Source organism: Streptomyces venezuelae (genome assembly GCF_008642335.1).
Lineage (GTDB): Bacteria > Actinomycetota > Actinomycetes > Streptomycetales > Streptomycetaceae > Streptomyces > Streptomyces venezuelae_F.
On record NZ_CP029191.1, the window covers coordinates 6,662,050 to 6,685,352 of the forward strand.

The window sequence follows — 23,303 nt, forward strand, 5'->3', positions numbered from 1 at the left end:
CGAGGCCGAGGGCCGCGCGGATTGGTGAATTCCCCTATCGGATGACAATGATCCGCGTGTTGACGCCGGGCGGGGTCAGACGGGCAACTCCATCAACGCCACGGGGGAGGAGGTCGGCGCGTCCGAACCGCCCGCGGGCTCCACCGTGATGCCCATGCCGGTCGCCTTGCCGACCCCGCCCCGCATCAGGACCGTCGACGCGGACCGGTCGGGGTCCATGAGACCGGCCGAGCGCATGGAACCGCCGTCGTCGAACCAGAGTTGGTAGACCTTGCCCTTGGGCGGCCGTGCCATGCCGTCGGCGACGAACACGGCCTTGTCGAGGCTCTTGGACACGACGACCGTGCCGCGTGCCCCGTCCGTGAGCCCGCCGGTACGGGTCCTGGCGTCCGGGGCGGCGAGCACGGCGGCGAGCTCCTGCGACTGCTCCCGGGTCTGCTCCTGGACCTGCCGGGCCTGTTCCCGCGCGTCCTCCGCTCGCTGGTGCTGCCAGACCGCGGTGCCGCCGAGACCGACGGCGGCGAGACAGGCGGCGAGGGCCCACCGGTAGATGCCACGCGCCCGACGCGGCCGAGGCCCGGGGCCGGTCTCCGTCACCTGCGGGACGCTCGGCACGTCCTGCCGGACGGTGCCGATCCGTCGCAGCACCTCATCCTTGAGAGCGGGCCGGGGTGCGACGGCCGAGGCGAGGGCCAGGCGGGCGACGGTCGCGGTCAGCTCCCGCACTTCCTGGTCGCAGGAAGGGCAGAGCGCGAGGTGCTCCTCGAACTGGGCGCGTTCGGCGTCGTCGAGGGCGTCGGCGGCGTAGGCCCCGGTCAGCGTGTGCAGGTCGGCCGCGCTGTTCACGCGCTCACCCCCAGGCAGTCGCGCAGCCGGATGAGTCCGTCGCGCAGGCGGGTCTTGACGGTGCCCAAGGGGAGGGCGAGGAGCTCGGCGACCTGGCGGTAAGTCAGGCCGCGGTAGTAGGCGAGGGTCACGGACTGCCGCTGGACCTCGGTGAGCCCGCGCAGACACCTGCGCACCTGCTCGCGCTCCAGATGCGCCTCGACCTCTTCGCTGACCTCGTCGAAGGCGGGGGTGGCCGCGAGCTGCGCGGCCTTGCGGTCGCGGGCCGCGGCCGCCTCGACGGAGCGGACCCGGTCCACCGCACGCCGGTGGGCGAGCGTCAGCACCCAGGTCATCGCGGTACCGCGGTCGGCCCGGTACCGGGGCGCCGTGCGCCACACCTCGACCAGGACGTCCTGGGTGACCTCCTCGGACTGGGCGTGGTCGCGCAGCACTCCCCGCACGACCCCGAGGACGGGCCCCGCCACGGCGTCGTAGACACCGGTGAACGCCTGCTGGTCACCGCGGGCGACCCGCGCGAGCAACTCCTGCAGATCGGGCCCGGGCGCGGACCGTGACCCGATACGGACGACTTCATTCACGCGCAGACCCTCCAGGGCACAGACCGACGTACACCTCTGATACGTAGCCGCCGGCGCTCCGGATTGGTCGGAGTTCCACGCACATCACCCCCGGCGCTGTGCGGTGCCGGGGGTGATGTGCGTGGCCGTACTACTGCGGATGTGTGACGTCTCAGCGGAGCTGTTCGTACGCCGGGAGGGTCAGGAAGTCCGCGTAGTCCGCGTCCAGGGAGACCTGGAGGAGGAGGTCGTGGGCCTGCTGCCACTTGCCGGAGGCGAAGGCCTCGTCGCCGATCTCCTCGCGGATCGCGGCGAGTTCCTCGGCGGCGACCTTGCGGGCCAGGTCGGCGGTGGCCGTCTCGCCGTTCTCGAAGACGACGCCCGCGTTGATCCACTGCCAGATCTGGGAGCGGGAGATCTCCGCGGTGGCGGCGTCCTCCATCAGGTTGAAGATGGCGACGGCGCCGAGACCGCGCAGCCACGCCTCGATGTAGCGGATGCCGACCTGGACGGCGTTGACCAGGCCGTCGTAGGTGGGCTTCGCGTCGAGGGAGTCGATGGCGATCAGGTCGCCGGGCGCGACGGAGACGTCCTCGCGCAGGCGGTCCTTCTGGTTGGGCTTGTCGCCGAGGACCGCGTCGAAGGACTTCATGGCGATCGGGACCAGGTCGGGGTGGGCCACCCACGAGCCGTCGAAGCCGTCGTTCGCCTCGCGGTCCTTGTCGTTCTTGACCTTCTCGAACGCGACCTTGTTGACCTCCGCGTCCTTGCGGGACGGGATGAACGCGGCCATGCCGCCGATGGCGTGCGCGCCGCGCTTGTGGCAGGTGCGGACGAGGAGTTCGGTGTACGCCCGCATGAACGGGGCGGTCATCGTCACCAGGTTGCGGTCCGGCAGGACGAACTTCGAGCCGCCGTCACGGAAGTTCTTGACGATGGAGAAGAGGTAGTCCCAGCGGCCCGCGTTCAGGCCGGAGGCGTGGTCGCGCAGTTCGTAGAGGATCTCCTCCATCTGGTACGCGGCCGTGATCGTCTCGATGAGGACCGTGGCGCGGACCGTGCCCTGCGGGATGCCGACGTAGTCCTGCGCGAAGACGAAGATGTCGTTCCAGAGGCGGGCCTCCAGGTACGACTCCGTCTTCGGGAGGTAGAGGTACGGGCCCTTGCCGAGCTCGATGAGGCGCTTGGCGTTGTGGAAGAAGTACAGGCCGAAGTCGACGAGCGCGCCGGGGACGGCCTTGCCGTCGACCTGGAGGTGGCGCTCGTCCAGGTGCCAGCCGCGCGGGCGCATGACGACGGTCGCGAGCTCGTCGGCGCCCTTCAGCGCGTACGACTTGCCGGTGCGCTCGTCCGTGAAGTCGATGCGGCGCTCGTAGGCGTCGGTGAGGTTGAGCTGGCCGAGGACGACGTTCTCCCAGGTGGGAGCGGAGGCGTCCTCGAAGTCGGCGAGCCAGACCTTCGCGCCCGAGTTGAGGGCGTTGATGGTCATCTTGCGGTCGGTCGGACCCGTGATCTCCACGCGGCGGTCGTTCAGCGCGGCGGGGGCCGGCGCGACCTTCCAGGAGTCGTCCTCGCGGACCGCGGCGGTCTCCGGGAGGAAGTCCAGGGTGGAGGTGCGGGCGATCTCCGCGCGGCGCTCGGCGCGCCGGGCGAGGAGCTCGTCACGCCGGGGCGTGAACTGCCGGTGCAGCTCGGCCACGAACGCGAGGGCCGCGTCGGTGAGCACCTCTTCCTGCCGGGGCAGGGGCTCTGCGTCGACGATGGCCAGCGGCGACGGCGCTAGTGCGGACATGTCCTGTCACTTCCTTCAGAGAGCTGCACGGACGGTGCCGGGCGAGCCGCCGGGCAGACGCGGTGGCACTGGGTGCCACAGGGGCCGAGGTACGGCTTGGGGCCCCGTCCGAGGTAACGGGCCTTCTGGTCAGTGGATACTAGTTTCCTCATGGTGGAAGTTCAATGGTTTGTTGACGTCGAGATTCTTCTCGTCGACACAACGTGTCGCTGAGTGCCATGCCGGTCACTCCATGTGCGCCGGGCCTCCGGCGTCGAGGCGCGTCAGGTCCTCCGCCGTGTCGATGTCGTACGCCTCCGCCACATCCCCACACTCCACGAGCGTGATCTCGCCCACGTGCTCCCGCAAGTAATCGCGTGCCCCGCGGTCGCCGACCGCACTCGCCCCGATCCCCGCCCAGTGCGCGCTCCCGAACAGGACCGGGTGACCCCGCACCCCGTCGTACGCGGCCGCGGCCAGCGTCGTCGGCGCGTCGTACGCGGCACGGACCCGCGCCGTCGCCGCCGCGCCGATCCCCGGCTGGTCGACCAGCGAGACCAGCGCGGCGGCGGCGCCCGTGCCCGCGAGCGAGGCGAGACCGGCGCGCAGCGACGAGCCCATGCCCTCCTCCCACTCCGGGTTGTCGACCAGTACACAGCCGGGGAGCGAGGCACGCGCGCGCACGGCGTCGGCGGACGCGCCCAGGACCACGTGCACCCGAGTGCAGCCCGCCTCGCGCAGCACCCGTACGGCGTGCTCCACGAGCGGCCTGCCCTTGTGTTCGAGCAGCGCTTTCGGGCGCCCGCCGAGGCGCCGTCCGCCCCCCGCGGCGAGCAGCAGCCCGACGACCTCGCCCGCCGCGTCAACCTGCGTGTTCATCGGTTCTGTCGTCATGGCTCCTGGATACACGAGATGTCCGCGACACCCGCGTGTGACGGCGTACGCGAAAGCGGCGCACCCCGTCCCGGGAACGGTTTACTGACCCGCGGCCCCCAGGTGCCCGACCAGCAACCGGGGCGGGCGAGGGATTGTGGTGCGGAGCGTGGAGCAGAGGCAAGGGCAAGGGCACGTGTCAGGGAGCGACGAAGACCCGCGGGTGGCGGAGCTGCGCGCCGCCGTGGCCCGGCTGCGCCGTGAGCTCGCCGCGCACCCGGCCGAGTTCACCGACCGCGGCATCGCCGAGGACGAACTGGCGGCGCTCGCGGAGATGGCGTACGGGGGTGCGCCCGAGATCCCCAGGATGCGCAGGTCCCTCCTGCTGGTGGCCGGCGCGATCGGCTCGGTCAGCGCGCTGGCGACGGGCCTGGCGGCGGTGCGGATGGCCGTGGAGATCTTCGGGGAACCGGACGGGCGGTAGGGCGGGGGAATCGATTCTGCGGCTGGGTCGTGCTTGCCCGCGCAGGTCCCCGCCCCCCCCTGAAAACCCCGCCCCGGGGCGGGGTCAGGCCACCCAGTGGTGGTGGGGGGTGCTGGTCGCCGTGCCGGGGCGCAGGTCGGTGGACAGGGCTGTGGCCAGACGGCGTACCGCTTGTTCCGAGAGGTCCGCGGGGAGCGTGTACGGGATGCGGAGCCGGTGTTCGTGCGTTCCCGGATCCGCCCCGAACCGTGAACCGCCCTCGATCCGCACGCCCTGCGCGAGCACCGCGCGGGCCAGCGCGGACGCGATCGGACGGCCCACGTCCACCCAGAGCGAGAGCCCGCCCGGCGGCACGCGCCAGCGCCACTCCGGCACGTGGCGCGCCAGCGACGCCGCGAGCGCGTCCCGCTGCGCCCGCAGCCGCGGCAGCCGCTCGCGCAGGACGTCGTCCATGCCGCGCAGCAGGTGCAGCGCCACGAGCTGTTCGATGACGGGTGTCGACATGTCGCTCGGCACCCGCTTCATCGCCAGCTCGGTGATCAGCCGGGACCCGGCCCGCACCCACCCGATCCGCAGCCCGCCCCAGTGCGTCTTGCTCAACGATCCGACGGTGACGACCTGTTCGCCCGCCCCGTGCGGCGCGAGCGAGGCGAACGGGGCGGGCGGCGGCACGTCCAGCGCGATGTCCGCGATGGTCTCGTCGATCAGCAGCCAGGTGCCGGTGGCGCGGGCGGTCTCCAGGATGCGCACGCGCTGCTCGCGCGGCATCAGCGCACCCGTCGGGTTCTGGAAGTCCGGTACGAGGTACGCGACTCTGGGCGCCGCCTGCCGCAGCGACGACTCGACGAGGCCGGCGTCCCACCCGTCCTCCGTCACGGGGACGGGGACGGCGCGCAGGCCCGCGCCGCGGATCGCGTCCAGTGCGTTCGGGTACGAGGGGTTCTCGACGAGGACGCGGTCGCCGGGCCGCCCGAGCAGGGCGAGGGTCAGGGACAGCGCGTGCTGGGCGCCGGTGGTGATCAGGATCTGGTCGGGGAGAGTGGGCAGGCCGCGCCGGGTGAAGCGCTCGGCGACGGCGGCCCTCAACTCCGGTATGCCGTACGGGTGGTAGCCGGGCGTCGGCGCGTGCTCGGCCAGCATCGCGCCCGCCGCGGCGAGGGCGGCGCCGAGCTCGGCCTCCGGGGCGCCCGGCGCGGCGACGGCCAGGTCCAGGACACCGTCGCCCGCGGGGAAGGCGGCGACGCCGGCCGGCCGCTGCCCCTGCGGCAGCTCGGTCCAGGTGCCGGCGCCGCGCCGGCTCATGGCGTACCCGCCCTCGCGCAGCACGTCGTACGCCGCCGTGACCGTGGCCCGGCTGACGCCCAGCGCGGACGCCAGTTCGCGCTCGGCGGGGAGCCGGGTGCGCAGGGGGATGCGGCCGTCGAGGAGCAGCGTGCACACGCCGCTCGCCAGCGCGCGGTAGCCGGGGCGTTCGCCGACGGCGCCGGTCAGGAGCTGGGCGAGCTGACGGCTGCCGAGCCTCCTGTCCACCGTGTGGACCACGCGTGCGTCTGCCATGCCAACTCCCGCCGATTGGCCCTGCTCTCCAGGCCAATCAGCGTACAGACTCCGGTTCTGAGCACTTCGGTCGGCGTTTGGCCTGGGAAGGAGCATGGCGATGTCTGGAGGGGAAGTGGCGGAAGCGGGGGAAGCGGTGGTGGTCGGGGTCAGCGGTTCGCTCGCGAGCCTTGCGGCGCTGCGGGTGGGGGCGGAGCAGGCACGGCGCGGGGGGCGTGTGCTGGTCGCCGTCCTGGCGTGGGAGCCGCCCGAGGGCGAGGGGTTGTACCTGCGCCACCCCGACCCGGCGTGGGCGCGGCACTGGTATGTGGAGGCGCGGGGGCGGTTGGACCGGGCCTTCGACGAGGTCTTCGGCGGGTCGCCGCGGGGCGTCGTTGTCGAGCGTCGTGTGGTCCGGGGGCGACCGGGGCGAGTTCTCTGCGACGTGGCGGCGGTGCACGCGGACGCCCTCCTGGTCATCGGTGCGCGGTCCCACCGGCACCGGGCCTCGCGGACGCACCGCTATGTCCACACGCACGCGCCGTGCGCGGTCCTCACGGCGCCGGCGTCGCGCCCCCCGAGGGGCATGCGCCGCACCCTGCGGCGGATGACCCCCGCGGACTTCGCCCTGGCCAACCACTGAAGCGACCGCATCGCCGCGGCACCCCGTCGCTCCGCGACGGCCTTTCCCACCCGCCCACCCGGCACCCCGCGACCGCCGGGACCCACTCACCCCGTCGCTCCGCGACGGCTTTACCCGCCCGCCCACCCGGCGCGCCCCGCGACCGCCGGGGGTCGATTGCTCCGTCGCTTCGCGACGGCCCCCCGCCCGTTTCCCTACGGGGAGTCGGTGGTGCTGGGGGTTGGGTGGGTGGGTGGGTGGGGAAAGATCCGCCGCGGAGCGGCGGGACAGGGGAACCCCCAGGGCTCAGGAGCCAGGTGTCGCGTTGGTCAACGCAGCCGACAACTCCACCGCCACCTGCTGCAGCACCGGCACGATCTTGTCCGTGGCCGCCTCCGTCACCCGGCCCGCCGGGCCGGAGATGGAGATCGCCGCGGCCGTGGGGGAGTCGGGCACCGGCACGGCCAGGCACCGGACGCCGATCTCCTGCTCGTTGTCGTCCACCGCGTACCCCGTGCGGCGCACGTCGTCGAGGGCGGCGAGGAAGCCTTCCGGCGTGGTGATCGTCTTCTCCGTGGCCGCCGGCATCCCCGTGCGGGCGAGCAGCGCGCGGACCTCGTCCGGTGACGCGTGCGCGAGCAGCGCCTTGCCGACGCCCGTGGAGTGCGGCAGGACCCGCCGGCCGACCTCGGTGAACATGCGCATGGAGTGCTTGGACGGCACCTGTGCGACGTACACGATCTCGTCGCCGTCGAGGAGCGCCATGTTCGCCGTCTCGCCGGTCTCCTCGACGAGCCGGGCGAGGTAGGGGCGGGCCCATGTGCCGAGCAGCCGGGACGCGGATTCGCCGAGGCGGATCAGGCGCGGGCCGAGCGAGTAGCGGCGGTTGGCCTGCTGACGCACGTACCCGCAGGCGACCAGCGTGCGCATGAGGCGGTGGATGGTGGGGAGCGGAAGGCCGCTGCTGGCGGAGAGTTCGCTGAGACCGACCTCGCCCCCTGCGTCCGCCATCCGCTCGAGCAGGTCGAAGGCGCGCTCGAGGGACTGGACGCCGCCGCTCGCGGCGGGGGTCTTGGAGGCGGCGGTTTCCGCAGGGGCGTCGCTGGCGCTTGACGTCGGCACGGCGCGTTCCTTTCGGTGCTGGCGGGCAAGGAAGCAGCCTACCGTTCGGTTCTTCACGAGGGTCCGTGCTCGGCATGCCGTCGTCGCCGGTCAGGGGGCCTTTGTCCGTGTCTTCGCGGGGTTGTCCCGCGCACCCCGACGCTCGCGTTGTGCGTAGCTACGTTCTGTTCAGCGGAATTCTAATTCCACGTTGTGGAAACGTCCAGTCCGAACCGGAACGTCTCCGGAACCTCGCGACCGTGAACAAGACCGTGAACAAGCACACCCTTGACGTCGCGAGAGCAAGCGTGAAAACTCCTTCAACAGAACGTTGAATTCCGTTAAGCGGAAGCAAATGGTCTGTGTAGCGGAACAGAAGAAAGCAGAAAGGGGACGCGGGTGTCCGAAAAGGACGTGCACGTGGACGCGACGGCCGGCGCGGGTGCGGCGGATGCGGCGGGTGCGGCGGGTGTCGACGTGCAGCTGGTGCTCCGCTCGACCCGCGTCATCACCCCGGAGGGCACCCGGGCCGCCTCGGTCGCCGTGTCCGGCGGAAAGATCGTGGCCGTCGACGCGTACGACGCCGAAGTACCGGACGGCGCCCGCCTGGAGGACCTCGGCGACGACACCCTGCTCCCCGGCCTCGTCGACACGCACGTCCACGTGAACGACCCGGGCCGCACGGAGTGGGAGGGCTTCTGGACCGCCACCCGCGCCGCGGCCGCCGGCGGGATCACCACCCTCGTCGACATGCCCCTCAACTCCCTGCCGCCGACGACGACCGTCGACAACCTGCGCACCAAGCAGGACGTCGCCCGCACCAAGGCGCACATCGACGTCGGCTTCTGGGGCGGCGCGCTGCCCGACAACGTCCAGGACCTCAAGCCGCTGCACGACGCCGGTGTCTACGGCTTCAAGTGCTTCCTGTCGCCCTCGGGCGTGGACGAGTTCCCCGAGCTGAACCAGGACCAGCTCACCGCCTCCATGGCCGAGATCGCCGGGTTCGGCGGGCTCCTGATCGTGCACGCGGAGGACCCGCACGAGCTGGACGCCGCCCCGCACAAGAGCGGCCCCAAGTACGCGGACTACCTCCAGACCCGGCCCCGTATCTCCGAGGACACCGCGATCGAGGGGCTCATCGCCGTCGCCAAGCGGCTCGGCGCCCGCGTGCACGTCCTGCACCTGTCCTCCTCCGACGCACTGCCGCTGATCGCCGCCGCCAAGCGCGAGGGCGTACGGCTGACCGTCGAGACCTGCCCGCACTACCTCACCCTGACCGCCGAGGAAGTTCCCGACGGCGCCAGCGAGTTCAAGTGCTGCCCGCCCATCCGTGAGGCCGGCAACCAGGACCTGCTGTGGGAGGCGCTCGCGGACGGCACCATCGACTGCGTCGTCACGGACCACTCGCCCTCCACCGCGGACCTCAAGACCGACGACTTCGCCACCGCGTGGGGCGGCATCTCCGGGCTCCAGCTGAGCCTGCCCGCCGTCTGGACCGAGGCGAGGAAGCGCGGTCACTCCCTCGAGGACGTGGTGCGCTGGATGTCCACGCGCACCGCACACCTGGTCGGACTCGACCAGAAGGGCGCCATCGAGGCCGGCCGCGACGCCGACTTCGCGGTCCTCGCGCCCGACGAGACCTTCACCGTGGACCCCGCGGAGCTGCAGCACAGGAACCGGGTCACGGCGTACGCGGGCAAGACCCTCAGCGGCGTCGTGAAGTCCACCTGGCTGCGCGGCGAACGCATCCTGCACGGCGGCGAGTTCAGCGAACCCGCAGGCCGACTTCTGGAAAGGAACAACTGATCACCGTGACGGCGCAGCACATATCCCCTTTGGCTTCCTTCACCGGCGACGCCAGTCCCTACGGCGGCGGTGAGCCCTACGCCGACTACCGCACGGCCGACTTCCCCTTCACCCAGTACGCCAACCTCGCCGACCGGCAGCTCGGCGCCGGTGTGATCGCCGCCAACGACGAGTTCTTCGCGATGCGCGAGAACCTGCTGCTCGCCCACCCGGCCGTGTTCGACCCCGAACACTTCGGCCACAAGGGCAAGGTCATGGACGGCTGGGAGACCCGCCGCCGGCGCGGTGTCTCGGGCGAGCACCCGTGGCCCACCGAGGACGACCACGACTGGGCGCTCGTACGGCTCGGCGCGCCCGGCATCGTACGCGGCATCGTCATCGACACCGCCCACTTCCGCGGCAACTACCCGCAGGCCGTCTCCGTGGAGGGCACCAGCGTCGACGGTTCGCCGACGCCCGAGGAGCTCTGCGCCGACGACGTGAAGTGGACGACCCTCGTCCCGCGCACCCCTGTCGGCGGTCACGCCGCCAACGGCTTCGCCGTCGACATCGAGCAGCGCTTCACGCACCTGCGCGTCAACCAGCACCCGGACGGCGGCATCGCCCGCCTGCGCGTGTACGGCGAGGTCGTCGCCGACCCCAAGTGGCTCGCCGCGCTCGGCACGTTCGACGTCGTGGCCCTGGAGAACGGCGGCCAGGTCGAGGACGCGTCCGACCGCTTCTACTCCCCGGCCACCAACACCATCCAGCCGGGCCGCTCCCGCAAGATGGACGACGGCTGGGAGACCCGTCGCCGCCGCGACACCGGCAACGACTGGATCCGCTACCAGCTCGTCCAGCAGTCCGAGATCCGCGCGGTCGAGATCGACACGGCCTACCTCAAGGGCAACTCGGCCGGCTGGGCCTCCCTTTCGGTGCGCGACGGCGCGTCGGGCGAGTGGGTCGAGGCGCTGCCCCGCACCCGCCTGCAGCCCGACACCAACCACCGCTTCGTCCTGGACGCCCCGGTCGTCGGCACGCACGTGCGCGTCGACATCTTCCCGGACGGCGGCATCTCCCGCCTGCGCCTGTTCGGCACGCTGACCGAGGACGGCGCGGCCAAGCTGGCCGCCCGCCACCAGGAGCTGGGCGGCTGATCCGCCCCCACTGAACGTGGGGCGCGCCGGGTGGACAGCCCCGGCGCGCCCCACACCCATGTCCTGCCCCCGGCGCGCGGGCCTCAGGCGGCGTGACCGCCGTCCACCGACAGCTCGGTGCCGGTGATGTACGCCGCGTCGTCCCCGGCGAGATACCCGACCAGGGACGCCACCTCGGCGGCGGAACCGAAGCGGCCCAGCGCGGTCATGGCGCTCTGGCCGTCGGCGAAGGGGCCGTTCGCCGGGTTCATGTCGGTGTCGATCGGGCCCGGCTGCACCAGGTTCGCCGTGATCCTCCGGCCGCCCAACTCCCGCGCCAGCGCCTTGTTGAGACCGATCAGCGCGGCCTTGCTGGTCGCGTACAGCGTGCCGCCGGGGCCCGGGACGCGCTGCGCGATGCAGCTGCCGATCGTGATGATGCGCCCGCCGTCGCGGAGCCGGGCGGCCGCCGTCTGCGAGGCCAGGAAGACCCCTCGTACGTTCACGGCCATCACCCGGTCGATGTCGGCGAGCGTCAGGTCGCCGATGGGGCCGAGGACACCGATGCCCGCGTTGTTCACCAGGATGTCCAGGCCGCCGAGGTCGTCGGCGGCGCGGTCGACCGCCCCCGCCGCGTCCCCGGCGTCCGCCGCGTCCGCCCGGATGGCGAAGCCGCGCTGCCCCATGGCCCGGATCTTCGTGACCACCTCGTCGGCGGCCGCCTCGTCGTGGACGTAGGTGAGGGCCACGTCCGCGCCCTCCTGGGCGAGCCGCAGCGCGATCGCCGCGCCCATGCCGCGGCTGCCGCCGGTGACCAGGGCCGTCCTGCCGGTGAGGGGAGTCGTCGTGCCGGTGGGAGTAGACATGTCGGAACCTTCCGTTTGAAGCGCCAAGTGCTTGTGGGTTCAATGAAAGGCGTTCGCGCGGGAGTCGGCTGGCGGCAATCGGACACGTAGCTGTACGGCCGCCTCCGGTCGGTTAACTCCCGGAAAATTCCCCTCACTTGTCGTTGACACGACAACCTCTACGCGCGTCACACTGGTCCCATGCGAATCCCCCCACGAATCGTCAGCGTCACTGCCCTTGCCGCCGCCCTGTTCATCGGCGGCCCCGTCACGGCGAACGCGGCCCCGGTCACCCACACCGCCCCCGTCTCGCACTCCGTCACCGCGGTCGGCGACATCTGTCTCTCCGCGCTGCCCTCCCAGGCGCACGACACCCTCGACCTGATCGAGGCGGGCGGCCCCTACCCGTACCCGCAGGACGGCACCGTCTTCCAGAACCGCGAGGGCGAGCTGCCGAAGCAGAGCTCCGGCTACTACCACGAGTACACGGTCGTCACGCCGGGCTCCGACAACCGCGGCGCCCGCCGCATCGTCACCGGCGAGAAGAACCAGGAGGACTACTACACGTCCGACCACTACGCGTCGTTCGACCTGGTCGACCACGGCTGCTGAGTCAGTTCTGCGGGAAACTCCGCAGCGCGGCGAACAGGGCGCAGGCCAGCACGATGAGGGCCCCGCTCGCGTACGTCTCGTAACCGTCGAGGAAGCCGAGGCGCTGGACGAGACCCCAGCCGCGCAGCTCGCCGGTGAAGCTGTGGACCAGGCCGACCGCGCCCTGCAACAACAGGGCCACACCGAGGAACTCCAGTAGCTGCTTCATACAAAGATCCTCGTCCCGCACCTTCCGCGCGGGCATCCGCCGCGGGGCGAGGATCTTCACGTCGAGCGGGTCCGAAAGTCGCGGACCTGCGCGACTTTGGTAGACGATCACGCACGATCACGCGTGAGGAACGTGCACGGGCACCCGCGGTGCGTAGATTTATCGACCATGAGCGGCACTGATCCCACGCGACCCGCCGAGGGCGAGCGGCCCCTGACCAGGAGACCCTGGACGCTGCCCTCCGCCATCGCGCGGGAGTTCGACCCGAGCCGCGCCGGACGCAAGGCGCGGCGGACCGTCCGCGACTGGATCGCCGACTTCACCTGCTTCTTCGCCGCCGTCGTCATCGGGATGCTCGGCGCCGACGCGGTCACCGGCAACCCGCACATCTCCCCGGGCTGGGCGGAGTTCGACCAGGTGCTCGGCGCGCTGGCCTGCGCCGCGGTCTGGCTGCGCAGACGGTGGCCCGTCGGCCTCGCCCTCGCGATGGTGCCGGTCTCGGTGGCCTCCGACACGGCGGGCGGCGCCGCGGCCATCGCGCTCTTCACCCTCGCCGTGCACCGGCCGTTCCGGTACGTCGCCTGGATCGGCGGAGCCTCGGTCGCCGTCGTCCCCCTCACCTACTGGCTGCGCCCCGACGCCACCATGTCGTACGGCATCACCATCGCCTTCGGCGTGCTGCTGACCATCACCGTCATCGGCTGGGGCATGTTCGTGCGCTCCCGCCGCGAACTCCTGCTCAGCCTCCGCGACCGGGCCGTCCGCGCCGAGAACGAGGCCGCGCTCCGCGCCGAACAGGCCCAACGGCTCGCCCGCGAGGACATCGCGCGCGAGATGCACGACGTCCTCGCCCACCGCCTCACCCTGCTCAGCGTCCACGCGGGCGCCCTCGAGTTCCGCCCGGACGCACCCCGCGAGGAGATCGTCAGGGCGGCCGGTGTCATCAGGGAGAGCTCCCACGAGGCCCTCCAGGACCTGCGCCAGGTCATCGGCGTCCTGCGCGGCGGCGATGCGGACGCCTCCGGCCGCCCGCAGCCCACCCTCGCCGCCCTCGACACTCTGATCGCCGAGTCCCGCGACGCGGACATGAAGGTCGTCCTCCACAACCGCGTCGCCGACCCGGCCTCCGTGCCCACGGCCCTCGGCCGCACCGCCTACCGCATCGCCCAGGAAGGTCTGACCAACGCCCGCAAACACGCCCCCGGCGCCGAAGTGACCGTCACCGTCACGGGCGCGCCCGGCAAGGGCCTGACCCTGTCCGTCCACAACCCCGCGCCGCCCGGCCCCGTGCCCGCGGTGCCCGGCTCGGGACAGGGCCTCATCGGGCTCGCCGAGCGGGCCTCGCTCGCGGGCGGCAGGCTCGGCCACGAGGCCGGGACCGACGGCGGATTCCACCTGGAGGCCTGGCTACCGTGGGCGTCATGAAACCGATCAAGCTGCTCCTCGTCGACGACGATCCGCTCGTGCGGGCCGGGCTCTCCTTCATGCTCGGCGGCGCGGACGACATCCAGATCGTCGGCGAGGCGGGCGACGGCACCGAAGTCGCCCCGCTGGTCGGCGAACTCGAGCCCGATGTCGTCCTGATGGACATCCGCATGCCCACGATGGACGGCCTCGCCGCCACCGAGGCGCTGCGCAGGCGTCCCGGCGCGCCCGAAGTCATCGTCCTCACCACCTTCCACGCCGACGAACAGGTGCTGCGCGCCCTGCGCGCGGGCGCGGCAGGGTTCGTCCTGAAGGACACGGCGCCGGCCGAGATCGTCGCGGCGGTGCGCGCGGTGGCCGCGGGGGAGCCCGTGCTCTCGCCGACGGTGACCCAGCAGCTGATCACGCAGGTCACCGGCGTCGACCCGCAGCTCGACCGCAGGCGCCGGGCGTTGGACCGGCTCGCGACGCTGGGGGAGCGGGAGCGCGAGGTGGCCGTCGCGGTCGGGCGCGGCGGGTCGAACGCGGACATCGCGGCGCAGCTGTACCTGAGCGTCGCCACGGTCAAGGCCCACGTGTCGCGGATCCTGACCAAGCTCGACCTCAACAACCGTGTGCAGATCGCGCTGCTGGCGCACGACGCGGGGCTCCTGGACGAGGACGGCTGAGCAGGGCGGATCACCGGAACGGATGAACGGGACGCGGGCGGGAACAGAGCGCCGCGTCCGGCACGTTGGCCACATGAGCACCTGGGAGGGGACCCACATGGCGGAGAGCATCGATCTTGATACGTACGGCCCGCGGTTCCGAGAGGACCCGCACTCCGTCTACGCGGAACTCCGCACGCTGGGACCGGTCCACCGCGTCCGTCTGCCACCTCCGGAGGACATGGACGACACGTACCTGGTGGTGGGGTACGAAGAGGGCAGAACCGCCCTCCGCGACCCGCGCTTCGCCAAGTCCGCCGCGGCGGCGGGCTTCGCCTTCCACGAGGAAGAGCTGATCGGCACCCACCTGCTGATAGCCGACCCGCCCCAGCACACCCGCCTGCGTGCTCTCATCACCCGGGAGTTCACCGCACGCCGTGTCGAGGCCATGCGCCCGCGCATCCAGCGCATCACCGACGACCTCCTCGACGAGATGCTGGTCCACGGCGAGTCGGCCACGACCCGGCGCGCCGACCTCTTCGAAGCGCTCGCCTTCCACCTTCCGATCACCGTGATCTGTGAGCTGCTCGGCGTCCCCGACATCGACCGCGCCACGTTCCGCCGCCTGTCCAACGGAGTCGTGGCCTCGCCCGACCAGGAGGCGGAACGCGCCGCCTTCGAGGAACTCGCAGCGTTCCTCGCCGAACTGGTCGAGGAGAAGCGGCGTTCGGGCGGTGGCGAAGACCTGCTGAGCGCGCTGATCCGCACGACGGACGACGAGGGCGGCGACCGCCTCTCCACCTCCGAGCTGCGCGGAATGGCCTTCCTGCTGCTGATCGCGGGACACGAGACGACGGTCAACCTGATCGGCAATGCCGTGCACGCCCTGTTCACCCATCCCGACCAACTGGCCGCTCTGCGCGCCGACATGACCCTCCTCGACGGCGCGATCGAGGAGGCCCTGCGCTATGAGGGCCCGCTGGAGAGCGCGACGTACCGCTTCGCGACCGAGCCCACCGAGCTGGGTGGCGTGGTGATACCGAGGGGCGCGATCGTCCGGATCGGCCTCGCCGCGGCCAACCGGGACCCCGCCCGCTTCTCCGGGCCAGACCGCTTCGACATCCGCCGCGCCCCGCAGGGCCACATGGCCTTCGGGCACGGCCTGCACCACTGCCTGGGTGCCCCGCTGGCCCGGGTCGAGGCGCAGATCGCGCTGGGGTCGCTCCTGGAGCGCTGCCCCGGCCTCGCGCCGGACGGGCCGCCGGGGGAGTGGCTGCCCGGGACTCTGATCAGGGGGATGCGGCGGCTTCCCGTCCGGTGGTAGTAGTCGGTCATGACCGAGCCCACGGCCGCGCAGCCGGTTTCCGACCCCCTCGACCTCGCCATGGCCCAGAAGGTCCTGGAGGCCCAGCCGTTCAGCCGCCTCGTGCGGGCCCGCATCACGCGGTTCGGTGAGGGCGCGGCGACGCTGGAGATCGGGGTGCGCGACGAGCTCCGGCAGCAGAACGGCTTCCTGCACGGCGGCGTGCTGGCGTACGCGGCGGACAACAGCATCACGTTCGCCGCGGGCACGACGCTCGGCCCGGCCGTCCTGACGTCCGGGTTCTCCATCCAGTACGTACGTCCGGCGACCGGCGTGACCCTCATCGCGCACGCCGCCGTGGTGCACTCGGGCCGGCGTCAGGCGACGGTGCGCTGTGAGCTGGTCGCGGTGGGGGAGGAGGGCACGGAGACGCTGTGCGCGATCGCGCAGGGGACGGTGCTCTCCACGGCCTGAGGTCTCGGGCGCAGGCTCTCAGCCGGCGGGGATCTCCTGGGGGAACTCCTCGGGGATCTCCGCCATCCGCACCGGCCGCCGCTCCCGCCGCGACAGCTCGCACGCCTCCGCGATCCGCAGGGCGTGCAGCGCCTCGCGGCCGTCGCAGGGGTTCGTGCGTGCGCCGCGGACCACCTCGACGAAGGCGGCGAGCTCCGCCTCGTACGCGGGGGCGAAGCGCTCCAGGAAACCTGGCCAGGGCTTGACCGGAGCGGGCGGGCCCGCCGGTTCCAGGGACGTGAGCGGCGTGCGCTCGTCCATACCGACGGCCAACTGGTCGTGCTCGCCCGCCAGTTCCATGCGGACGTCGTACCCCGCGCCGTTGCAGCGCGTGGCGGTGGCCGTGGCGAGGGTGCCGTCGTCGAGGGTGAGTATCGCGGCCGCCGTGTCGACGTCGCCCGCGTCGCGGAACATCGCGGGTCCCGCGTCGGACCCCGTCGCGTACACCACCGTGACCTCGCGGCCCGTCACCCACCGCAGGATGTCGAAGTCGTGGACGAGGCAGTCGCGGTAGAGGCCGCCGGAGAGCGGCAGGTACGCGGCCGGGGGCGGCGCGGGGTCCGAGGTGATCGCCCGCACGGTGTGCAGTCTCCCCAGCCGGCCCGCGCGGACCGCCTCGCGCGCCGCGGTGTACCCCGCATCGAAGCGCCGCTGGAAGCCGAGTTGCAGCACGGTCCCTGCGGCCTCGACCTCGGCGAGAGCGGCGAGCGTGCCCGGCAGGTCGAGGGCGATGGGCTTCTCGCAGAACACGGGGAGGCCCGCGCGCGCCGCTCTGCCGATGAGCTCCGCGTGCGCGGAGGTCGCCGCCGTGATCACCACGGCGTCCGCCCCCGCGGCGAAGACGTCGTCCGCCGACGGCACCGCCGTCGCCCCGGTCCGCGCCGCGAGGGCGGTGGCCCGGGCGGGGTCGGCGTCGGCGATCACCAGGGACGACACGTCGGGGTGCTGGCTGAGGGCGGCCGCGTGGAAGGAGCCGATGCGGCCCGTTCCGATCAGTCCGATGCGCATGCACCCACCCTCGCGACGCCGGACGGCCCTGTCAATCCTTTGTCCTGACAACAGAACTTACGCGGTTCCCACCGTGGGGTGGCGTAGGTTCGGCGGGGACACCGAAGTCCGGTGGGAACACGGAGAATTGGAGCGGCCCATGCACGGCGCGGGCGATCGGATCGACACCTCGACGGCGCATTCGGCGCGGGTGTACGACTACATCCTGGGCGGCAAGGACCACTACCCCGTGGATGCCGCGGCGGGCGACACGATGTGCGAGCACTGGCCCGCGCTGCCGGTGCACATGCTGGAGAACCGCCGCTTCATGCACCGCGCCGGACGCTACCTGGCCGAGGAGCGGGGCATCCGCCAATTCCTCGACATAGGCACCGGGTTGCCCACGGCGCCCAACCTCCACGAGGTGGCGCAGGAGGTGGCGCCGGAGTCGCACGTGGTCTACGTGGACAACGACCCCATCGTCCTGGCCCACGCCCGCGCCCTCCTGCAGAGCACGCCCGAGGGCGCGACGGCGTACATCGACGCGGACATGCACGACCCGGACGCCATCCTGGACAGCGCGGAGTTCCGCGAGCTGATCGACCTGAAGGAGCCGGTCGGCCTGATGGTGATCGGCATTCTCCACTTCATCCTGCCCCCGGACGACCGCCGCCTGGTCCAGCGTCTCCTGGAACCGCTGCCGTCGGGCAGCTTCCTCGCCATGACCATCGGCACCGCGGACTTCGCCCCCGGCGAGGTGGGCCGGGTGGCCGACGAGTACGCCGCGCAGGGCATGCCCATGGCCCTGCGCGACCTGCCGACGGCCACGTCGTTCTTCGACGGCATGGAACTGGTCGACCCGGGCGTCACCCAGGTCCACAAGTGGCGCCCGGGCCCCGAGCAGGACGGCATCGACGACAGCGCGATCGCGATGTACGGGGCGGTGGCCCGCAAGGTCTGACGGAGAGCATCACGCCGGGCGGCCGAATTTGTCCGGACAACAGAACTTAAGAACTTCCCGTCATCATCTCCTGGGACTACGCTCGCCACGTGTCCAAACCAGTCGCCAAAGCAGCCCAGGACAAGCCGGTCCAGGACCCCACCGTGGACCTCCGGCTCGGCGTCGACCGCAGCAGTCCCGTCCCGCTCTACTTCCAGCTGGCCCAGCAGCTGGAAGCGGCGATCGAGCGCGGCGCCCTCACGCCCGGCAGCCTCCTCGGCAACGAGATCGAGCTCGCCGGGCGGCTCGGCCTGTCGCGGCCCACGGTGCGGCAGGCCATCCAGTCCCTCGTCGACAAGGGGCTGCTCGTGCGGCGGCGGGGCGTCGGCACCCAGGTCGTGCACAGCCAGGTCAAGCGGCCCCTGGAGCTCAGCAGCCTCTACGACGACCTCGAAGCCGCGGGCCAGCGCCCCGAGACCCGAGTCCTGCGCGCCGCCCTCGAACCCGCCACGGCCGAGGTCGCGGCGGCGCTCGGGGTCGCCGAGGGCGACGAGGTGCACCTCGTCGAGCGGCTCCGGCTCGCGCACGGAGAGCCCATGGCCCACCTGCGCAACCACCTGCCCACCGGCCTCCTCGACCTCGACCCGGCGCGTCTTGAGGCCACCGGGCTGTACCGCCTGATGCGCGCGGCGGGCCTCACCCTGCACAGCGCCCGCCAGTCGGTCGGCGCCCGCGCCGCCACCGCCGACGAGGCGGAGCTGCTCGCCGAGCCGGCGGGCGCCCCGCTGCTCACGATGCGGCGCACCACGTTCGACGACACGGGACGCGCCGTCGAGTTCGGCTCGCACGTCTACCGGGCCTCGCGGTACTCCTTCGAGTTCCAGCTCCTCGTACGGCCGTAGTCAGAATGTTCTGACAAACTTATTGACGGTGCCGCGCGCCCCCCGCTAGAACTCCTCCAGCCGCACCGAGGCGGCCGGGAGACGAGGGGTGGTCCACCATGCGTACATCCCGCACAGTCATGCGTACGTCCCGCACAGTCATGCGTACGTCCCGCACGGCCCGTACGGCGAAGGGCGTCGTCGCCTGTCTGGCGGTGATCGCGCTTGCCGCGGGCTGCAGCAGCTCCGGCGGCAAGGACGACGAGGACAAGTCCGGGGACGGCGGCGGGGGCGGCGGCACGGGTGTGAACACGCCCCGGCTCAAGATCGCGATGGTCACGCACTCGGGCGAGGGCGACACCTTCTGGGACATCGTCCGCAGCGGCGCCAAGCAGGCCGCCCGCAAGGACAACGTCCAGTTCCTCTACGCCAACGACAAAGAGGCCAAGGGCCAGGCCGAGCTCGTCCAGTCCTTCGTCGACAAGAAGGTCGACGGGATCATCGTGACCCTGGCCAAGCCCGAGGCGATGCGGTCCGTGCTCGGCAAGGCGAAGGCCGCGGGTATCCCGGTCGTCACCATCAACTCGGGCGGCGAGTTCTCCGAGGAGTTCGGCGCGCTCAGCCACATTGGGCAGGACGAGTCGGTGGCCGGCGAGGCCGTCGGCGACGAGCTCGACAAGCGCGGCAAGAAGAAGGCGCTCTGCGTCATCCACGAACAGGGCAACGTCTCGCTCGAACAGCGCTGCGCCGGAGTGAAGAAAAGCTTCGGCGGCTCCGTCGAGAACCTGAACGTCGAGGGCACCAACGCGCCCGCCTCCCAGTCCTCCATCAGCGCGAAGCTCCAGGCCACCAAGGACATCGACGCGGTCGTCACCCTCGGCGCGCCCATCGCCGCGTACTCGGTGAAGGCCAAGGAGGATACGGGCAGCAAGGCCGAGATCGACACGTTCGACCTGAACGCCGAGGTCGTGAAGAGGCTCAAGGCGAAGGAGGTCGGTTTCGCCGTCGACCAGCAGCCCTACCTCCAGGGCTACCTGTCGGTGGACGAGCTGTGGCTCTACAAGACCAACGCCAACGTCCTGGGAGGCGGCAAGCCCGTCCTCACCGGGCCCGCCCTCGTCACCGGGAAGGACGTGCCGAAGCTGGAGAAGTACACCGCACGCGGTACGCGATGAACACTCGCGGCACCCGATGGACACACACGTGATCCGCGTGGTCGATACTTGGGCGGCTGGGGCCGGGGATCCGGACCGGCCGCACAGAGCAGCAGAGCAAGAAGGGCACGGCGTCGTGGCAAGGGTGAAGACAGGGGTACGTACGGTGGGCGCCGTGCTGGTGGCGGTGCTCGGGGTCACCGCGGGACTCACCGGATGCAGCAGCACCGGCGGGAAACGCGCGGAGGACGCCCGCAAGGCGGCGACCGCCCAGGGCAAGGCGGCGGTGAACACGCCGCGCTGGACCTTCGGCATGGTGACCCACTCGGGCGACGGCGACACCTTCTGGGACATCGTCCAGAGCGGTGCCAAGCAGGCCGCCCGCAAGGACAACATCAATTTCCTCTACGCCCATGACGACGAGGCCCAGCAGCAGGCCCAGCTCGTGGACTCCTACATCGACAAGAAGGTCGACGGGATCATCGTCACGCTGGCCAAGCCGGACGCGATGAAGGGCGCCCTGGCCCGCGCGGAGAAGGCCGGCATCCCGGTGATCACCGTGAACTCCGGCTCGGCCGAGTCCAAGGACTTCGGCGCGCTCACCCACATCGGGCAGGACGAGACGATCGCGGGCGAGGCCGTCGGCGAGGAGCTCAACAAGCGCGGCAAGAAGAAGGCGCTCTGCATCCTGCACGAGCAGGGCAACGTCGGTCATGAGCAGCGCTGCGAGGGTGCCAAGAAGACCTTCGACGGCAAGATCCAGAACCTGTACGTGACCGGCACCAACATGCCCGACGTGCAGTCCTCCATCGAGGCCCGGCTGCAGACCGACAAGTCCATCGACGCCGTCGTCACGCTCGGCGCGCCCTTCGCGGACACCGCGGTGAAGGCCGCGGACAGCGCGGGCAGCAAGGCCGAGGTCGACACGTTCGACCTGAACGAGAAGGTCGCGGCGGGCCTGAAGTCCGGCGACCTCGGCTTCGCGGTCGACCAGCAGCCCTACCTCCAGGGCTACCAGGCCGTCGACCTGCTGTGGCTGTACAAGTACAACGCCGACGTCCTCGGCGGTGGCCGGCCCGTCCTCACGGGCCCGCAGATCATCACCAAGGACCAGGCAGCCGAGCTGGAGGAATACGCGAAGCGAGGGACCCGATGACCGCGACAGCACCGGCGCCCGCGCCGGACGCCAAGACCGACGAGCGGCTGGTCAAGACCTCGCCGCTGAAGAAGCTGATGGGCCGTCCCGAGCTCGGCTCGGTGGTCGGCGCCGTCGCCGTCTTCCTCTTCTTCTCGTTCGTCGCGGACAGCTTCCTCCAGGCCACCAGCCTCGCGACGGTCCTGTACGCCGCGTCGACCCTCGGCATCATGGCGGTGCCGGTCGCCCTGCTGATGATCGGCGGCGAGTTCGACCTGTCGGCGGGCGTCCTGGTGACGTCTTCCGCCCTGATCTCCTCGATGTTCAGCTACCAGATGACGGCGAACGTCTGGGTCGGCGTCGGCGTCTCGCTGCTCGTCACCCTCGCCATCGGCGTCTTCAACGGCGTCATGCTGACCCGCACGGACCCGCCGAGCTTCATCATCACGCTCGGCACGTTCCTGATGCTGACCGGCATGAACCTCGGCTTCACGAAGCTGATCAGCGGCACGGTCTCCACCAAGTCGATCTCCGACATGGAGGGCTTCTCCTCCGCGAAGGACGTCTTCGCCTCGACCATCACGATCGGCGGCGTCGACTTCAAGATCACGATCCTCTGGTGGCTCGCCCTGATCGTGGTCGCCACCTGGATCCTGCTGCGCACCCGCGTCGGCAACTGGATCTTCGCGGTCGGCGGCGGCGAGGAAGCGGCCCGCGCGGTCGGCGTCCCGGTCGCCAAGACGAAGATCGGCCTCTACATGGGCGTCGCGTTCGGCGCCTGGATCTCCGGCCAGCACCTGCTGTTCTCGTACGACACCGTGCAGTCCGGCGAGGGTGTCGGCAACGAACTGATCTACATCGTCGCGGCCGTCATCGGCGGCTGCCTCATCACCGGTGGGTACGGGTCCGCGGTCGGCGCGGCCGTCGGTGCGCTGATCTTCGGCATGGTCAGCAAGGGCATCGTGTTCGCCGAGTGGAACTCGGACTGGTTCAAGTTCTTCCTCGGCGTGATGCTGCTCCTGGCGACCCTCCTGAACCACTGGGTCCGCAAGCGCGCGGAGGCGACGAAGTGACCACGGACATGACGAAGACCGACGCGGTCCCCGAGGACGGGGGCGGGCGTACGCCGCTCGTCGAGCTCGACGACGTCAGCAAGTACTACGGCAACATCCGCGCGCTCGAAGGCGTCTCCCTCGAAGTGCACGCGGGGGAAATCTCCTGCGTGCTGGGCGACAACGGCGCGGGCAAGTCCACCCTCATCAAGATCATCGCAGGGCTGCACAGGAACGACGCGGGCTCCTTCACGATCGAGGGCGAGGAGGCGCGGTTCTCCAACCCGCGCGAGGCGCTGGACCGGGGCATCGCCACGGTCTACCAGGACCTCGCCGTGGTGCCCCTCATGCCGGTCTGGCGGAACTTCTTCCTCGGCTCCGAGCCGACGAAGGGCGTCGGTCCCTTCCGCCGCATGGACGTCGACTTCATGCGGACGACGACGCATGCGGAGCTGCTCCGCATGGGCATCGACCTGCGGGACGTGGACCAGCCGATCGGCACGCTCTCGGGCGGCGAGCGGCAGTGCGTGGCGATCGCCCGCGCCGTCTACTTCGGCGCGAAGGTCCTCGTCCTGGACGAGCCGACCGCGGCGCTCGGCGTGAAGCAGTCCGGTGTCGTCCTCAAGTATGTGGCCGCGGCGCGGGACGCGGGCCTGGGCGTGGTCCTCATCACCCACAACCCGCACCACGCGTACCTGGTCGGCGACCGCTTCGTCCTCCTCAAGCGCGGCGCGATGTCCGGCAGCTACACCCGCGACGACATCACCCTCGACGAACTGACCCGCCAGATGGCGGGCGGCAGCGAACTCGACGACCTCCGCCACGAACTGGAGGGCCGCTAGGCCCCTCGGGGGGCGCGGGGAACTGCGCGCTCAGCCACGACGGAG

General features: G+C 71.4%; 24 protein-coding genes. 15 read left to right on the forward strand and 9 right to left on the reverse strand.

Going from position 1 to position 23,303, the window contains the following annotated elements; genetic code table 11:
* Nucleotides 1-75: 75 nt before the first annotated feature.
* The 4 genes from DEJ49_RS29780 to DEJ49_RS29795 form a co-directional block, all read right to left on the reverse strand.
* A complete protein-coding gene (locus DEJ49_RS29780; protein ID WP_150186964.1) occupies nt 76-846 on the reverse strand; it encodes an anti-sigma factor domain-containing protein in 771 nt (256 codons plus the stop codon).
* The gene (locus DEJ49_RS29785; RefSeq protein ID WP_150186965.1) at nt 843-1,427 is read right to left on the reverse strand and encodes a sigma-70 family RNA polymerase sigma factor; all 585 of its coding nucleotides are present in this window, start codon (nt 1,425-1,427) and stop codon (nt 843-845) included. The genes DEJ49_RS29780 and DEJ49_RS29785 overlap by 4 nt, the downstream gene beginning before the upstream one ends.
* Before the next feature lie 151 nt (nt 1,428-1,578).
* The gene (aceB, locus tag DEJ49_RS29790; protein ID WP_150186966.1) at nt 1,579-3,198 is read right to left on the reverse strand and encodes a malate synthase A; all 1,620 of its coding nucleotides are present in this window, start codon (nt 3,196-3,198) and stop codon (nt 1,579-1,581) included.
* A gap of 225 nt (nt 3,199-3,423) precedes the next feature.
* Entirely contained in the window at nt 3,424-4,071 is a 648-nt protein-coding gene (locus DEJ49_RS29795) for an NTP transferase domain-containing protein (RefSeq protein ID WP_150186967.1), read from the reverse strand.
* Between the two features lie 175 nt (nt 4,072-4,246).
* Here DEJ49_RS29795 and DEJ49_RS29800 point away from each other — a divergent pair, with 175 nt between their 5' ends.
* On the forward strand, nt 4,247-4,534 hold the full coding sequence (locus DEJ49_RS29800) for a DUF5955 family protein (RefSeq protein ID WP_190329487.1): 288 nt from the start codon (nt 4,247-4,249) through the stop codon (nt 4,532-4,534).
* 84 nt (nt 4,535-4,618) lie between these two features.
* On the opposite strand, the gene DEJ49_RS29805 is transcribed toward DEJ49_RS29800, so the two are convergent.
* A complete protein-coding gene (locus DEJ49_RS29805; protein WP_150186969.1) occupies nt 4,619-6,091 on the reverse strand; it encodes a PLP-dependent aminotransferase family protein in 1,473 nt (490 codons plus the stop codon).
* A gap of 100 nt (nt 6,092-6,191) precedes the next feature.
* Here DEJ49_RS29805 and DEJ49_RS29810 point away from each other — a divergent pair, with 100 nt between their 5' ends.
* Nucleotides 6,192-6,713 carry a universal stress protein gene (locus DEJ49_RS29810; RefSeq protein ID WP_190329488.1) on the forward strand — a complete coding sequence of 174 codons (522 nt, stop codon included), beginning with the start codon at nt 6,192-6,194 and terminating at the stop codon, nt 6,711-6,713.
* A gap of 285 nt (nt 6,714-6,998) precedes the next feature.
* On the opposite strand, the gene DEJ49_RS29815 is transcribed toward DEJ49_RS29810, so the two are convergent.
* Nucleotides 6,999-7,814, reverse strand: a complete 816-nt coding sequence (locus DEJ49_RS29815; RefSeq protein WP_150186971.1) for an IclR family transcriptional regulator — start codon at nt 7,812-7,814, stop codon at nt 6,999-7,001.
* Nucleotides 7,815-8,213: 399 nt separating this feature from the next.
* On the opposite strand from DEJ49_RS29815, the gene allB reads away from it, so the two are divergent.
* Nucleotides 8,214-9,599 carry an allantoinase AllB gene (gene allB / locus DEJ49_RS29820; protein WP_150188558.1) on the forward strand — a complete coding sequence of 462 codons (1,386 nt, stop codon included), beginning with the start codon at nt 8,214-8,216 and terminating at the stop codon, nt 9,597-9,599.
* Between the two features lie 5 nt (nt 9,600-9,604).
* The gene (alc, locus tag DEJ49_RS29825) at nt 9,605-10,735 is read left to right on the forward strand and encodes an allantoicase (protein ID WP_150186972.1); all 1,131 of its coding nucleotides are present in this window, start codon (nt 9,605-9,607) and stop codon (nt 10,733-10,735) included.
* An 83-nt stretch (nt 10,736-10,818) separates the two neighbouring features.
* Here the strand turns inward: alc and DEJ49_RS29830 are convergent, their stop codons facing one another.
* Nucleotides 10,819-11,580, reverse strand: coding sequence for an SDR family oxidoreductase (locus tag DEJ49_RS29830; RefSeq protein ID WP_150186973.1), 762 nt, complete (start codon nt 11,578-11,580; stop codon nt 10,819-10,821).
* Between the two features lie 180 nt (nt 11,581-11,760).
* Here DEJ49_RS29830 and DEJ49_RS29835 point away from each other — a divergent pair, with 180 nt between their 5' ends.
* Nucleotides 11,761-12,171 carry a ribonuclease domain-containing protein gene (locus DEJ49_RS29835; protein ID WP_150186974.1) on the forward strand — a complete coding sequence of 137 codons (411 nt, stop codon included), beginning with the start codon at nt 11,761-11,763 and terminating at the stop codon, nt 12,169-12,171.
* Between the two features lies 1 nt (nt 12,172).
* Here the strand turns inward: DEJ49_RS29835 and DEJ49_RS29840 are convergent, their stop codons facing one another.
* Nucleotides 12,173-12,379, reverse strand: coding sequence for a hypothetical protein (locus tag DEJ49_RS29840; RefSeq protein ID WP_150186975.1), 207 nt, complete (start codon nt 12,377-12,379; stop codon nt 12,173-12,175).
* 168 nt (nt 12,380-12,547) lie between these two features.
* Between DEJ49_RS29840 and DEJ49_RS29845 the strand changes: the two genes are divergently transcribed.
* The 4 genes from DEJ49_RS29845 (at nt 12,548) to DEJ49_RS29860 (ending at nt 16,228) form a co-directional block, all read left to right on the forward strand.
* On the forward strand, nt 12,548-13,804 hold the full coding sequence (locus DEJ49_RS29845; RefSeq protein ID WP_150186976.1) for a sensor histidine kinase: 1,257 nt from the start codon (nt 12,548-12,550) through the stop codon (nt 13,802-13,804).
* Nucleotides 13,801-14,472: a response regulator gene (locus tag DEJ49_RS29850; RefSeq protein WP_150186977.1), complete on the forward strand. Its 672-nt coding sequence runs from the start codon at nt 13,801-13,803 to the stop codon at nt 14,470-14,472. Before DEJ49_RS29845 ends, DEJ49_RS29850 begins: the two co-directional genes overlap by 4 nt.
* Nucleotides 14,473-14,569: 97 nt before the next feature.
* Nucleotides 14,570-15,775 carry a cytochrome P450 family protein gene (locus tag DEJ49_RS29855; protein ID WP_150188559.1) on the forward strand — a complete coding sequence of 402 codons (1,206 nt, stop codon included), beginning with the start codon at nt 14,570-14,572 and terminating at the stop codon, nt 15,773-15,775.
* A gap of 9 nt (nt 15,776-15,784) precedes the next feature.
* Nucleotides 15,785-16,228: a PaaI family thioesterase gene (locus tag DEJ49_RS29860; RefSeq protein WP_150186978.1), complete on the forward strand. Its 444-nt coding sequence runs from the start codon at nt 15,785-15,787 to the stop codon at nt 16,226-16,228.
* An 18-nt stretch (nt 16,229-16,246) separates the two neighbouring features.
* Here the strand turns inward: DEJ49_RS29860 and DEJ49_RS29865 are convergent, their stop codons facing one another.
* Nucleotides 16,247-17,275 carry a Gfo/Idh/MocA family oxidoreductase gene (locus DEJ49_RS29865; protein ID WP_150186979.1) on the reverse strand — a complete coding sequence of 343 codons (1,029 nt, stop codon included), beginning with the start codon at nt 17,273-17,275 and terminating at the stop codon, nt 16,247-16,249.
* A 139-nt stretch (nt 17,276-17,414) separates the two neighbouring features.
* Between DEJ49_RS29865 and DEJ49_RS29870 the strand changes: the two genes are divergently transcribed.
* The 6 genes from DEJ49_RS29870 (at nt 17,415) to DEJ49_RS29895 (ending at nt 23,258) form a co-directional block, all read left to right on the forward strand.
* Nucleotides 17,415-18,215, forward strand: coding sequence for an SAM-dependent methyltransferase (locus DEJ49_RS29870; RefSeq protein ID WP_150186980.1), 801 nt, complete (start codon nt 17,415-17,417; stop codon nt 18,213-18,215).
* Between the two features lie 143 nt (nt 18,216-18,358).
* The gene (locus DEJ49_RS29875) at nt 18,359-19,096 is read left to right on the forward strand and encodes a GntR family transcriptional regulator (protein WP_150188560.1); all 738 of its coding nucleotides are present in this window, start codon (nt 18,359-18,361) and stop codon (nt 19,094-19,096) included.
* Nucleotides 19,097-19,236: 140 nt separating this feature from the next.
* On the forward strand, nt 19,237-20,250 hold the full coding sequence (locus DEJ49_RS29880) for a sugar ABC transporter substrate-binding protein (RefSeq protein WP_150186981.1): 1,014 nt from the start codon (nt 19,237-19,239) through the stop codon (nt 20,248-20,250).
* 115 nt (nt 20,251-20,365) lie between these two features.
* Nucleotides 20,366-21,385 carry a sugar ABC transporter substrate-binding protein gene (locus DEJ49_RS29885; RefSeq protein WP_190329489.1) on the forward strand — a complete coding sequence of 340 codons (1,020 nt, stop codon included), beginning with the start codon at nt 20,366-20,368 and terminating at the stop codon, nt 21,383-21,385.
* Nucleotides 21,382-22,437 (forward strand): ABC transporter permease, encoded by a 1,056-nt coding sequence (locus DEJ49_RS29890; RefSeq protein WP_150186982.1) that lies wholly within the window; start codon nt 21,382-21,384, stop codon nt 22,435-22,437. Before DEJ49_RS29885 ends, DEJ49_RS29890 begins: the two co-directional genes overlap by 4 nt.
* 8 nt (nt 22,438-22,445) lie before the next feature.
* A complete protein-coding gene (locus DEJ49_RS29895; protein WP_150186983.1) occupies nt 22,446-23,258 on the forward strand; it encodes an ATP-binding cassette domain-containing protein in 813 nt (270 codons plus the stop codon).
* Nucleotides 23,259-23,303 lie beyond the last annotated feature (45 nt).